The organism is Gemmatimonas aurantiaca T-27 (assembly GCF_000010305.1).
GTDB classification, from domain to species: Bacteria; Gemmatimonadota; Gemmatimonadetes; order Gemmatimonadales; family Gemmatimonadaceae; genus Gemmatimonas; species Gemmatimonas aurantiaca.
This window is the reverse complement of the sequence record NC_012489.1, coordinates 1,691,459-1,704,445: the sequence shown is the minus strand read 5'-3', so window position 1 is coordinate 1,704,445 and position 12,987 is coordinate 1,691,459. Positions and strand designations below refer to the sequence as shown.

At 65.9% G+C, this 12,987-nt stretch carries 12 protein-coding genes and 1 tRNA gene; all 13 read right to left on the bottom strand.

Annotated features, from left to right (window positions below):
- Positions 1 to 16: 16 nt before the first annotated feature.
- The gene (rsmH, locus tag GAU_RS07255; RefSeq protein ID WP_012682909.1) at positions 17 to 964 is read right to left on the bottom strand and encodes a 16S rRNA (cytosine(1402)-N(4))-methyltransferase RsmH; all 948 of its coding nucleotides are present in this window, start codon (positions 962 to 964) and stop codon (positions 17 to 19) included.
- Positions 965 to 1,216: 252 nt separating this feature from the next.
- Positions 1,217 to 2,917, bottom strand: a complete 1,701-nt coding sequence (locus GAU_RS07250) for a tetratricopeptide repeat protein (protein ID WP_041265362.1) — start codon at positions 2,915 to 2,917, stop codon at positions 1,217 to 1,219.
- Positions 2,918 to 3,076: 159 nt separating this feature from the next.
- A tRNA-Val gene (locus GAU_RS07245) sits at positions 3,077 to 3,150 on the bottom strand.
- Between the two features lie 147 nt (positions 3,151 to 3,297).
- Entirely contained in the window at positions 3,298 to 3,468 is a 171-nt protein-coding gene (locus GAU_RS22185) for a hypothetical protein (protein WP_012682907.1), read from the bottom strand.
- The gene (locus tag GAU_RS07240; protein ID WP_012682906.1) at positions 3,465 to 4,619 is read right to left on the bottom strand and encodes a peptidase MA family metallohydrolase; all 1,155 of its coding nucleotides are present in this window, start codon (positions 4,617 to 4,619) and stop codon (positions 3,465 to 3,467) included. The genes GAU_RS22185 and GAU_RS07240 overlap by 4 nt, the downstream gene beginning before the upstream one ends.
- A 29-nt stretch (positions 4,620 to 4,648) precedes the next feature.
- On the bottom strand, positions 4,649 to 5,539 hold the full coding sequence (locus GAU_RS07235; protein ID WP_012682905.1) for a tetratricopeptide repeat protein: 891 nt from the start codon (positions 5,537 to 5,539) through the stop codon (positions 4,649 to 4,651).
- Positions 5,536 to 6,042: a chemotaxis protein CheW gene (locus GAU_RS07230; protein ID WP_012682904.1), complete on the bottom strand. Its 507-nt coding sequence runs from the start codon at positions 6,040 to 6,042 to the stop codon at positions 5,536 to 5,538. Before GAU_RS07230 ends, GAU_RS07235 begins: the two co-directional genes overlap by 4 nt.
- Positions 6,039 to 7,199, bottom strand: a complete 1,161-nt coding sequence (cheB, locus tag GAU_RS07225; protein ID WP_197526061.1) for a chemotaxis-specific protein-glutamate methyltransferase CheB — start codon at positions 7,197 to 7,199, stop codon at positions 6,039 to 6,041. The genes GAU_RS07230 and cheB overlap by 4 nt, the downstream gene beginning before the upstream one ends.
- On the bottom strand, positions 7,189 to 7,668 hold the full coding sequence (locus GAU_RS07220) for a chemotaxis protein CheD (protein ID WP_052574299.1): 480 nt from the start codon (positions 7,666 to 7,668) through the stop codon (positions 7,189 to 7,191). Before GAU_RS07220 ends, cheB begins: the two co-directional genes overlap by 11 nt.
- 67 nt (positions 7,669 to 7,735) lie before the next feature.
- On the bottom strand, positions 7,736 to 9,421 hold the full coding sequence (locus GAU_RS07215) for a DUF4388 domain-containing protein (protein WP_012682901.1): 1,686 nt from the start codon (positions 9,419 to 9,421) through the stop codon (positions 7,736 to 7,738).
- Positions 9,422 to 9,435: 14 nt separating this feature from the next.
- The gene (locus tag GAU_RS20605; RefSeq protein WP_012682900.1) at positions 9,436 to 11,214 is read right to left on the bottom strand and encodes a DnaA/Hda family protein; all 1,779 of its coding nucleotides are present in this window, start codon (positions 11,212 to 11,214) and stop codon (positions 9,436 to 9,438) included.
- Positions 11,211 to 11,900: a GTP-binding protein gene (locus tag GAU_RS07205; protein WP_012682899.1), complete on the bottom strand. Its 690-nt coding sequence runs from the start codon at positions 11,898 to 11,900 to the stop codon at positions 11,211 to 11,213. The genes GAU_RS20605 and GAU_RS07205 overlap by 4 nt, the downstream gene beginning before the upstream one ends.
- 53 nt (positions 11,901 to 11,953) lie before the next feature.
- On the bottom strand, positions 11,954 to 12,982 hold the full coding sequence (locus GAU_RS07200) for a DUF4388 domain-containing protein (RefSeq protein WP_012682898.1): 1,029 nt from the start codon (positions 12,980 to 12,982) through the stop codon (positions 11,954 to 11,956).
- Positions 12,983 to 12,987: the final 5 nt, after the last annotated feature.

The following is a 12,987-nucleotide window of genomic DNA, read 5'->3' as shown; positions in this document are numbered from 1 at the left end:
GGACCGATCGAGCGCGTCATGCCGATCGCCATGCGCGCAACCGCGCACTGCGGGCCCGGGTGTTCTGATCGATTTCCTGCTCGGTGGCACTCACCGGTTTGCGCGTGATGGTATCGCCGAGCGGACGACCGCGGCAGGTGCAGACAAACTGGCGCGGCGGGCACACACAACTCGCACTCCAGTCGCGGAAGGCGTTCTTCACCAGCCGATCTTCGCCCGAGTGATACGAGATGATGGCCAACACGCCGCCCGGCGTCAGACGATCCCGAAGGGCCGGCAGCGCACGCTCCAGACCGGAGAGTTCGTCGTTCACCGCAATGCGCACCGCCTGAAAGATGCGCGCAAAATCAGGCGCGCCACTGCGCGGTCCCAACACAGCGCGAATGGCATCGACGAGGTCATCGGCCGTGGCGAATGGGCGCCGTTCCCGTCGACGCACGATCTCCCGCGCCATCCGTGCTGCGCGTGGCTCGTCCGCGTACGCGCGCAGCAACGCCGAGAGATCCACCTCGTCGATGGTGTTCAACAACTCGCCGGCATCCAGATCCGCGTCTGTGCCCATGCGCATGTCGAGTGGCGCGCCTTCGCGAAACGTGAACCCGCGCGACGCATCATCGAACTGGTGTGAAGACACGCCGAGATCGAGCAGGATGCCATCGAAACGATCGTCGGTGGAGAAGCCCGCTTCTTCGAGTGCCGCGTAGTTGGCGAGCACGGCCCGAAACTGACCGGATCGCTCGTACTCCCCGAGCCGTTCACGCGCGGCGGCCAGCGCCCGCGGATCACGATCCACACCGGTCACGCGCACACCGCGCTCGAGGAAAGCGGCCGTGTGCCCACCGCCGCCGAGCGTGCAATCGAGCACGGTGGTGGCATTCGCGAGCATCGTCTCGATCTCGCTGAGCAGGACGGGCACATGATACGTGCCGGTGCGGCCCGAGGGGGCTGAGCGAACCGGGGTCACGCGCTGACGGGAAACACGTTGGGACGCCACATAGACGAAAGATGCAACGGACCGCGCGCAAAAGGGGCGCGTCGGTGGGGGGTCATGTTAGCGGAAACGATGGAGCAGCGTCAAGCGACGGCTTCGAACGCAAAATGTGCACTACCCGAATACAGAAACGGATGTGATCCGCCCGTCGAAACCCGGAGCATCAGAAAGAAAAACGGGCCCGCCGTCAGAAGACGGCGGGCCCGTTTCAGTCCAACAGTGCGATTACTTGCAGAACGCCTTGACCATCTGGTCGGCGGCCGGGTCGAGCTGCATCAGCGCGCCCATCAGTTGGCGAACGGCATCCGGAGCCGTCGCACCGCCCTTCGGCAGCAGGATCTGCGCTTCGACGAACATGTCCTTGGCGTCCTTCGCCGGCTGGCAGGACTTCTCGGTCTGCGCAGCACCGAGCTTGGCCTGTCCGAACTGCACGTACGTGGCACCGAGGAGGAACTGCGCCTGCCCCTTGAGTGCTCCCGTCGTCGCTTCATCCGCGTACTTCAGGATGTCGACAGCCGCCTGGAAATCTTCCGGGGTCTTGCTGGCAGCCGCCTTGCGATAGCTGTCGTTGGCCGACTGCATGAGCAACACGCGCAGGTTGCTGGCCGTGTCTCCAGCGGCGATGGCCGTCCGGATGGCGGGCAGCACTTCGTCGGCCTTTCCAAGGTCCTTGAGGAGCTGGATACGGAACACCGACGCGTTCTCCACCGGCACCTTCGCGGCGATCGCACGATCGAGCGCTTCAAGCGCCGGCTGCAACTGCCCCGCAGCACGCAGCGAGAAGATCTGCTCGTACATCAGCGCCGGCTGGTTCGGGAACTTCTGCAGGCCCTTCGCCGCCGTCTCGGCCGCCTTCTGCGCCTGGCTGTCCGCCGCATAGGCACGCGCGGTACGGATGAAGTAGGTCGTGTCAGCGAAGGACGTATCGAGCTTCACCAGCTCATCGCCCTGCGTGAACGCTTCCTTGAAGTCACGCTGGCCGAGCAGGATGAACCACCGGGCGCGGAGCAGCTCCGGGTCGCCCGGGTTGCTGGCAACGGCTTCGTCGATGATCGGACGAGCAATGGCCGGGTTGGCCATCGACGTGAGTGCATCGACCACGTCCTTCTGGAGGCGCGGGTTCTTCGGGTCCGTGGCCAGCAGGCGGGTCAGCGTCACCACCGACGAGTCCTGCTGGTTCAGATCACGATACGCCTGCGCGAGGATGGCGAGGCCCTGCTTGCTCTTCGGGTCGATGTTCACGATCTCGCGGGAGACCTCGAGCATCTGCGCCGGCGGTGCCTTCTGCGAGATGAGCACCTGCGCCCAGCAGGTACGGGCCAGCGTCGCCTTCGGGTAGGCCGCGATGCCTTCCTTGGCGGCAGCGATCGCCTGATCGTACTGACCCTGGCGGCCGAGGTTGGAGCACTTCTGCTCGAACTCGAGCTGCTTGCGGGCTTCCTTCAGCTCGCGGGAAATTTCCTTGGTCGCGTCGCCGACGCTCTTCGCTTCGTACGTGCCCAACGGCTGCACCAGCGAGTTGTCACGCGACAGGACGAGCTGGCCTTCGACCTTCACACCCGTCGCCGTCTTCGTGACGGTGCCGGCGAGGTACTCATCGGCGCGGAGGATGGTGGCCAGTGCCTTCTGGTCATGCGGCTCGAGCGCGTCGGCCACCGGGAAGCCCGAGGCTTCGAGGGTGGCGACGATGTCCTGCTTCGGCAGGACATACACCTGCTTGAACGGGAAATCGCTGGTCATGCGCGAGCGCAGTGCGTCCGCGGCCTGCACCCCCAGGCCCTTCTCGCCGGAACGGAACACCGCGACCATCACGCGCTTGGCGTTCGGATCGGGGACGCGATTGTACTGCGCCGACGCCATCGAAGGCACGAGCGAGCCACCGAGGGCCAAACTGATCCCTGCCAACGCCTGGAAATGCCGTGACATCAATGTCGTAACCTCCGCACCGTGAACCGTGGGACCCGGGGCTCCCGGGCTTTGACAACCCGCAGGCCGTGCGCAAGCCGTGGGGTCTGGGGGGAAACCGAAACTGCGACATCCGACCCGCGGTGGCAAGCAACGCACGCGACCACGGTCCGGACGGGATGGGCGAAGAGGGATTCGAACCCCCGACCCCCTGTGTGTAAGACAGGTGCTCTAACCAGCTGAGCTATTCGCCCGCAGCTACGCCCTGTCCGAACCGTCCGTTGAACAAAGTACAACGGTCCGAAGGCGCCGTTCCTGCTTGTGCGAGAAATTAACCGGAATGTCACGTTCGGCCGGGGGATGGTCCCCCGTCGCGTCCGTCCAACGCCGGTTTCTGCGCTTTATCCCTTGAGGATGGCCAGCGGGACAAGCACCACATACCCCAGGACCAGCAGCAGCGGGGCGATGGTTTCACCACCACGCCACAGATCCAGATAGCCCAACAGCAGCGCGGCCGCAGCCGCTCCCCAGAACAGCAGGGCGCGGGATCGGGGATTTTGTGTCTCGGTCATGTCGCAGGATACCGAGCTTCGGGGTGGGGCGGCAAGGGTGCCTCCGCATCATCGGGGGCACGGTCACCCGCCATCTCGTCTGGTCCCTCGCCGAGCTCGCCGTGGACCGCTTCCGGGTATTCTTCCCCGGCCACTTCGCCTCCGGCCGTCTGCTCCGCCCAGGGTGTCGCCTCGGCCAGGGCCGCCGCGTCGATCAGGGCCTGCAGGGCACTGGCACGTGCCGCAGCCTCCTGCTGGGCATCCGCCAGACGCATGGCGTCGAGACGTCGACGGTCCCGTCGACGTTTGCTCACGAACAGCGGCACCAGCAGCACCGCGAAGAGCCCTACCGCTGCCGACACGTTGGTGACCACCGCCAGCGCCCCATACCGGCGCCGGGTCTGCTGCTGCCAGTGTTTCTCGAAGGCCTCGCCCGTGATGCCGTACGCCTCACGCACCGCCTTTTCGAACGACCCGGTGGCCTTCCAGTAGACGAAAAAATTGTCGAGACCGCGGGCTCCACCCAGTGTGGTCAGTTCGCTCACGATGCGATGGGCCATCGCATAGCTCCACGACGCCTCCATACCACCCCGACGAAAGCCGTCTTCCAGCGCTTCCAGCGACGGCAGCGTGCGCCACACCATCCCCATCGACGTTTCGAACACCTGCTCTCGTGTGAACTCGCCGGCCGCGACGCTGGCATACCCTTCATCGAACCAACGTGACGGCAGCCGGTCCATGTGTTCATGCAGGGCCAGGTGGGCCAGCTCATGGCGCAGCACCACCAGTGGATCGCCGGCATCGGTACTGGCCGCACTGCCCTGCATCACCAGCCGTTGTTCGTCAGGGAAAGCGATGGCAGCGCCCCATTCGGGCGCATAGGGCCCCACCCACGCGCGGAACCGGGCGATGTCGGGCGCGATTGCGATGAGTACATGAGCGCGCGGGCGTGGCAGGCCGGGAAAGGTGTCCCGTGCCAACGCGGCGGCCAGCAGCGATCGTGCGAGCCGCTCATCCCGCTGCTCGGAGACCACCGTGAACCGCCCTTCATCGAGCCGCACGCCGGTGGAGGGTACCGACTGCGCGGAAGCACTTCGAGACGGCCCCTGCGCATACAGCGGTGCCGACGATACCGATGCACCCGTCGATAGCACGCCCAGCGTTGCCGCCACTACAGCGCACCACCGCGCGGCACGCGTGATCAGAGCTCGCGTGCGGGTGCTCCACCCTCGGTGATCGATGCCAGCAACTCCGCGCAGCGCTTCCCCCATGGACTGAACTTGTTCGCTTCGGCGCCACTTTTCCACGCAGCCATCGCTTCGGAGCGACGATCACTGAACCAGTAGGTGCGCCCAAGTTCGTACCAGCCCTGCAGCAGATTGGGTCCGCGTTCGAGTGCCGCCCGGTGAAAGCGCTCGGCATCGTCGTACATCTCACGATCGAAGTACACCATGCCCAGATAGAGGTGCGCATACAGCGTGGCCTTCCGGTCGCTGTCGGCCCGCACGACCGTCGCGAGCTGCTCGATGGCTTCGGCGTGCTGCCCCTGCCGCCAACGCACGTAGCCCAGATTGGCGCGAGCCATGGCATGCGACGCATCGCGCCCCAGCACGGCCCGCAGTGACGTCAGCGCCGCGTCCAGATGGCCTTGCAGCATCTGCGTCCACCCCAGCAGCGTCTCGGCTTCATTGCTGCCCGGCGCCAGCTCCAGTGCACGACGCAAGGCGGTTTCGGCGTTGTCGAGATCGCCCAGCGACAGCCGCGACCATCCCTTCTCGATGAAGGTGGACGCCCCCAGATGATCGATCCGCCCGGAGACCGTGGGAGCGGCGGATCGTGCGGGCGTCGATGCGCTGTGCTGGCGCTCCACGGCCTTCCACTGTTCGGCCAGCCCCTTCACGGCATCCTTGAGCGCCTGCGCTTCTTTCACCGCCGTGTCGGCATCCCGGAACAGGCCGATGATCTCCTGTTTGAGGCGCTCCCGCTCTGCGGCATCGACCGTGGGTGCCGGCGTGGCTGGCGTCTGCAGTGCCTGGAGCACCTGCGCGAGTGCGTCGAGACGCTCGGCGATCTGCGCATGTCCGGCATTCATGTGCGAGCCCGTGCTGCTGCCGTGCGCGACAGGATGCGCACGGCATCCACCACCAGCACATCATGCCCCTGCCGTTCAAAATGCGCCTGCACACCTTCCACGGAGGCGTCGCGGGCTTCGGCATCCATCGGCAGCACGTGCGCGGTTTCGATGGCGTGTACTTCGTGTACCGTGTCGACCGGGACCGCCCAGCGTCGCCCGCCGTCGCGCACGATCAGCACCCGCCGCTGGTCCCCTTCACCGAACCGCACGGCGCGTCCCAGTGGTTTGGCCAGATCGGCATACGGCAGTTGGCGACCGTCATAGAGCATCACAGGAAGGCTGCTGAAGGGGCGCACCACACGTTCCACGGATTCTACCGCGATAGCCATGCGATCGCCGCCCAGAGAAATCACCACGAAGGTGCTGCGTTCCACGGCCGGTCGAGCCCGACGCCGCGCCAGCCGCGACGCACCGCCGCTGCCGGCGATGTCACGCACCGACCGGAAACGCGCGCTACTCATGGGCGCGGCACGGACAGCGCCGGTATCGGGTCGGCGGCGCCACGGTTTCGCCGCGTGGCGACATGCGCGGTGATCATGGCCGCGAGCTCGTGCAACGGCACCACAGCGTCCGCTCCCGCCATCCGACGCGCCGCCTCCGGCATACCGGGGACCACACAGGTAGTGCTGTCCTGCACCAGCCCCAGTCCGCCAGCCAGGCGAATTGCCTGCAGACCTTCGGCAGCATCACGTCCCATGCCCGTCATCACCACCCCTACGCTGGCGGCGCCAAAGCAGTGTGCGGTACTGAGGAACAGATGGTCGGCCGCAGGACGGACTCCCCACAACGGAGGCGTTTCATCGAGGCGCAACTGAGGCGCCGCGGGTGTGCCGACGATACGCAGATGCAGACCACCGGGCGCCACATACACCTGCCCGGCGCGCAACGGCTCACCGTCCACCGCTTCATGCACCGGCAATCGGGAACGCGCACTCAGACGCTTGGCAAAACTGGCCGTGAATCCCGCAGGCATGTGTTGCACCACGAGCACCGCGACATCTCTCCAGGGCGGCAACTGCGGAATGACATCGGCCAGCGCCGCCGGCCCGCCGGTGGAGGCAGCCATCACTACGACAGCGGTGGGTGGATGTGACAATCGTTCGTCCGCTGCACGCACCCCCAACGTGGAAGCCCGGGGAAACACATCGACGGATTCGCGCTGCCGGTGGGAGGTACGGGAGACCAGTTGCGCATGCGTCACGACCGCCGCAGCGCGCAGGGCCTCGAGCAATTGATCGCGCACCAATTCGAGGTCGAGACTGATGGCCCCCGATGGCTTGCGCACGAACTCCACCGCCCCCCGCTCGAGAGCACGCAGCGTGGCTTCCACACCGCCATCGCTGCCCCCGGCGCTCAGCATCACCACCGGCCGTGGCATATCCTGCATGATGGCATCCAGCGCAGCGAGGCCATCGAGGCCGGGCATGTCCACATCGAGCGTGACAAGATCCGGATCGAGCGTGGCGATCTGACGTAGCGCATCGTGTCCATCCTTCGCGGTGCCGATGACGTCGAATTCTCCGCTCGACACCACCACATCCGACACCAATCGGCGCATGAACGCGCTGTCGTCCACCACCAGCACACGGCGCCGCACGGGAAGCGAGTCAGAGGACAAGGTCAGGCCCCAGCACGGTGCGAATCGCCAGACGACCCGTCCGCACCTCGAAACGCACCGAGCGCCCACGTTCCCCGCCCACGGCTTCTCCGACGATCGGAATACCGTGATGGGCGCAGGCCAACCGACACGCCTGCACATTGCGCGCACCGATACTCATTGCGCCCTGTCGCAAGAGGGGGGCGAACATCGACGCACCGCCGACCAGCCGCGCCTGCACCTCTCCCGTCGACCCTTCCGCACGCATCTGCTGCAACATGGCCGGCACCGCCGACGACGCGATCTTGCCAGCGGCGTGCACGCCACTCGTGTGCGCCGCATGGGGTAACAGCACGTGCGCCAGTGCCCCTACGCGGGATTCGGCATCGTGCAGCACGATGGCGACGCAGGAGCCGAGCCCCACGGTCACCAGCGTCAGATCGCCGACGCCTATGGCAAAGTCGGCAGAGCCCACGGCAATCTGACTCATGCGCGACGCGTCAGGACGGTGACCACCGCATGACACCCCGTTCCACGTTCACACGTGGCGGGCGTCATCAGACGGCAGCTCCGACCTGAGCGACGTCGCCCAGTATGTCGTCACGATCTACATCCAACACGTCTGCACGCGGTGGCAGTGCAGCCAGGTTGGCATGGACAATCCGGTTCTCGGGATCGAGCGCGAGCGCCTGCTCCCAGGCAGCCCGAGCGTCGTCGAGTGCACCGCGCCGGTAGTGCACATTCCCCAGCTTGAGGTACACATCGGGGCCATGATTCGGTGCCAGACGCACGACACGTGTCAGCGCGTCGAACGCTTCGTCGTAGCGTTGGCCCCGATACAGGTAGTCCCCGAGATTCTTGTGCAAGTGCGCGGAATTGGCGTCTTCGAGCAGCGCATGCTCCGCCGTGCGCGCGGCCGCTTCGTAGCTCCCACGACGCTCCTGCACGACGGCGAGGTTATTGTGCAGCGGCGCGGCATGCGGATGCGCAGTCAACCCTTCTTCGAGCAGGGCCTGGGCGCGCGCACTCTCTCCGCCGATGGCGGCGGCGAGGCCAGCCAGATGGAACCACGCGGCCGATGGCTGTCGGGCTCCCCACTGTGCACGTGCACGCGCCAACTGCACCTCGGCCTCGGCCATGTCCCCATCGGTAAGCGCAAACTGCGCTGCGGTCAGGGCAATACGCGGATCCGGCTGAGCGCCCGCGCGGCGGGTCGCTTCGTCGAGATGACGCTTCGCCTGTCCGATATCGCCCAGCCGCGCGGTGCAAAAAGCGAGATTGTGAAACACCGCAGCCGGCGCCTCGGGCTGTTCGGCAGCCCGCGCAAAGGCCTCCGCGGCCTCGCGCCACTCTTCGCGCCGCGTGTGCACGAGACCCAGATGGAAACGGGCGATGCCATCGGCGTCACGCAATTCCAGCACGCGACGGAATTCGCGCTCCGCTTCGAACAACAGGCCGGTGCGATAGAACGCGATGCCAAGATTCCGGTATTCCGCGACGCGGCTCTCCGGTGGTGGCTGACGCCGCGCCGCGCTACGACCGACGCGCTGGACATAGCCGGCGGTGAGCAAGCCGTAGATCGCCTTCCCGACCTCGAACTCACCAAGCCCCGAGCGTTCGATGAGGCTGGACACATCATGGGTGCCATTCAGCAGGGGCAGGAGACGCTCCTGCGCTTCGCTCAACGGCACCTCGCGCTGTGCCACCAACAGTCCGTCCACCTCGAAGATCAGATCGAGGCTTGGAATCTTCTTTTGAATCAGCGCCCATTCGTCCACACGCCGCGCGCCTTCCAGCAACAACGAGTCGGCACCGACTGAAAACAGCGGCGTTTCTTCGATGGGATGATCGTCGGGCTCGAAGGTGAAAGTGCCATGGGTCCACCCGAACAGGTGATACACGGCTTCTTCGACCTGCGTATGGTACTCGGCCAGAATGGTCACGCGCGCGATCGTACCCAGCGCCAGCAGCGCATGCGCGAGTTCGCGATCGTCGTTGGACGCCACCGTGGCGAGCACCCGCGTGAGGTCGTCCGCCGCGAGCACACCGAGTCGCACGAGACGATCCCCGAGACGGTCGCGACGATTCACGAGCGATGCGTGCACAATACGCCCACTCGCGAAGTGGATGGTGCCGAAGCTGCCTTCGCGCGCAATACTCAGGCAGCCGGTCTTCTGACCCAGCGCCAGCAATTGCAGCACGTCAGCGAGGCTCGCCTCGCTCAAGTTGCCACGGATGGCCATTCAGCGCGTCTCCATCATCGGTATTCCTCGATGAGTCGGCTGCCCAAATCCGGCCACTCCCACATCGTCTTCTCCCGATCCTCGTAGAACCGATCGAGTTCACCAGGCGCGCGCGCCACCAGTTGCTCCACGCGCACCCGCTCCCGCGCCGGCAGCGCCACGACCAGTCCACCTTCAAAGCGCGAACGGAGACGGTCGGCAAACCCATTGAGATCGCGCGGGATCCGATCGCTGGTGAGCACGACCTGGCTGCCGCGGTTGACGAGATGATTGAACAGATGGAACAGTTCGTCCTGGGTGCGCTCCTTGCCCACCAACTCCTGGATATCGTCGAGGATGAACACATCGGCCGCGCGATACCGCGCACGCCAGCGCTCCACACCACCTTCCTGCATGGCGGCCACGAACTCTTCCACGAACGTGCCCGCAGACAGACAGGCGACAGCGCGCCGGCCGTCTGCCTGTTTCATCGCATTGCCGATGGCATGCACCGTATGCGACTTGCCACTTCCACTGGGTCCATGCAGCAACAACGGATTGTATCGGCGACCGGGCTCTTCGAGCACGGCGTCCACCGCACGCAGCGCCAGTTGGTTACCGGTGCTGATCTGGAGCGACTCACGCGTAAAGACCGGCGACGGCGCAGGCAGCGGCAACGCGGCCGCGATGGCCTCCTGCACCAGCGCCTGCGCGGCGGGAATCGCTTCGGGATTTCGAAAGGCGGCGTGCCCACGCAGCGACGCATCGAGGCTGCCGGCGTGATGTTCGAGTTGCCGCAGTCGCTCCACCGCCACTCCATAGGCGTTGAGCAGACCGTCGACATCCGGCGCCGTCGGTAGCGCGACGGCCCGCTCGAGCACACGCACGACGTAGCCCATCTGACGCCAGTGCGCGATGGCGTCGCCAAGCTTCACCCGCCACGGCTCGACGCGCGATTCCACCTCATTGAGCACGTCCGCGAGAAACCCCTCGTAATCGGTGCCCGCAGGAATGATGGCCTCGATGCGCCCCGGCAACGGCGAAGAGCGCGTGCCCACGGCCAGCGATCCCCCCGGGGTGGTGGCGGGCGCTGTGCTCCGCTCGCCCACGATGGCGCGCACATCGTCGGCCTTCACGGGCTGCCCTTCGAGCTGCTGATACGCCGACAGTTTGTTCAGGGCCCCTTTCAATTCCCGCACATTGGCGAAGGGCAGCCGGGCCACTTCATCGAGTACACCGCTCGCAAAATCCGTGCGTCGCTCCACGGCGACGTTGCGCAGGATGGCTAGGCGCATCTCGAAGTCCGGCGAGCCTACGTCCACCACCAATCCACCGGACAAGCGCGACAACAGGCGCTGATCGACATCGGGAATGTCGGCTGGCTGCCGGTCGCTGGTGAACACCAACTGCTGACCGGCGCGCATGAGCACATTGAGCAATCGCAGCAACTCACTCTGCGTCTCGCGCTGACCTGTGAGGAACTGGACATCGTCGAGGATCAGCAGATCGGCCTGCTGATAGTGCTCGAGAAACCGCTGGGGCTGTCCACTCGCGATGGATTGATGCAGATGTTCCGCCACCTCTTCACCGGAGGAGAACAGCACGCGCAAATCCGGCTGGTTCTCCTGTGCCCGATTGGCGATCGCCGCCACGAGGTGCGTTTTCCCGCGCCCGGATTCGCCATACACGAACAGCGGATTGTAGGCCTGACCGGGCGCATCGGCCACCGCACGCGCGGCCGATGCGGCGAGCCGATTGGAGCCCCCCACCACAAACGTGTCGAAGCGCAACTTCCGATCCAGGGCGGACGTCATGCCGCCGCTCCGGAGGTCGTCACCACCGCGTTGATTGCCGGCACATGCAGCGGCGTGCGCATGGCCGCCGCGGCGCGCTGGCCTGCGGCCGTGCCATCATCCGCTCCCAGGCGTCGCAGCACACGCATGCCGAGCGACCGCAGCGTGTCGAATACACCCACACCGGTCAGGGCATCGGCGGCGAACTCCGGCACCGCGCGGAAATTGAGTGCCACCGACAGCTCTGCCACACTGGCGGCCAGCGACGAGGGCAGATCCTGCTTGTTGTACTGCATCACGATCGGGAGCGCGCGGGCATCCACGCCATGTTCGGCAAGATTCGCGTGCATGTCCTGCAGACTCTCGATGTTGTCTTCCCAGCGATGGCTCTGGCTGTCGGCCACAAACGCCACGCCATCGGCGCCCTGCAGCACCAACTGACGAATGGCCCGATAGTATGGCTGTCCGGGTACCGTGTAGAGCTGAAACCGCACGCGGTACGCCCCCACGGTGCCGAGGTCGACGGGGAGGTAGTCGAAGAACAGCGTGCGGTCGCGACGGGTAGCGAGGGACGTGAGCGAGCCCACCTGCTCATGCGGCAATGCCGAATGCAGGTATGTCAGATTGGTCGTCTTGCCGGACCGACCAGGTCCGTAGTAGACCAGTTTGCAGGTGATCAGCCGGGTGGCGTGATCGACAATGGGCATGCGCCCGCTCCTCTTCGCGTGGCGAGAGACTGACGCGTGAGACGACGGTCGCGCTACGGCTGCAGCAGCGCGTGCAGTCGAGTGGCGAGTGAGATCACTTCGCGCACCCGATTCACATCGGCCACGGGCACCGTAGCATCGAGCGCATCGGCCCAATGCGAGATCGCGGACGCCAGGTCACCCCGACGGGCACAGTCGTCCCCGAGCCGCTGCAACAGAGGACCGTCCCGCCCTTCTGCCACACCGACCAGTTCTCTCTGATCCAAGGACGGCTCAGGAAGCGGTGGGGCAACGCGCGGCGGCGGCCAGGGTGTGGATCGCCGTGGCAAGCCATTGTCCGTGAACACCCCCCACTGCACCGGATCGAACACGGTGTCGTCTTGGTCCTCGCCAAAGTGCGCTTCGGCGTCCTCCGGGTCGGCCCCGGGGATCCACAGATCGTTGGCGCCCGCTATGACCGGGCTCACCGGCGGTGTGGGATTGCGCCGCGGAACCGGTGCGGCCTCGCGCAAGACCAGCAGTCCCGCCACGATGAGGTCGTGGACCAGCTCCGCGGTCTCCGTCAACTCCCGGTCCATCACCTCCGCGATGGCGACCAGATCCCGCTCACCATCGATGTGGGTCAGGATCTCCCACTGCTGCGAGGACAGGCGAAGCAGAGGCAACTGCTCGGGTTCGATGTCGATGAACGTCGGCACCACGCGGGCATGCGACACGCGGCCCTCGATACGGGACCAGACCTCGGCTTGCCGCGCACTATCCATGAGCAGCGGCTCCACGGCCACCCGGATCGACGATTGCGCGCTCGGCACCTCGCCCGAGGCGAACCGGAAACTGCCGTCGCGCCAACGCAGCCCCTCATGCACCACTTCGCGGATGTCGTTCGTTGTCACCGCCCGACTGGTTCCGGTCGTGGCGTCATCGATGACGGCCTCCACGATCTGCCCCTGCAAAAAACCGAGGCGGATCCGACGGCCGAGCAGCGGGGCGTCACAGTACAGTGTGCCACTCTTACGACCACCGGACAGCAACTGCAACACGTCGGTCAGTCCGAGATCGCGAAGGCGTCCTTCGATTCCCATGGATG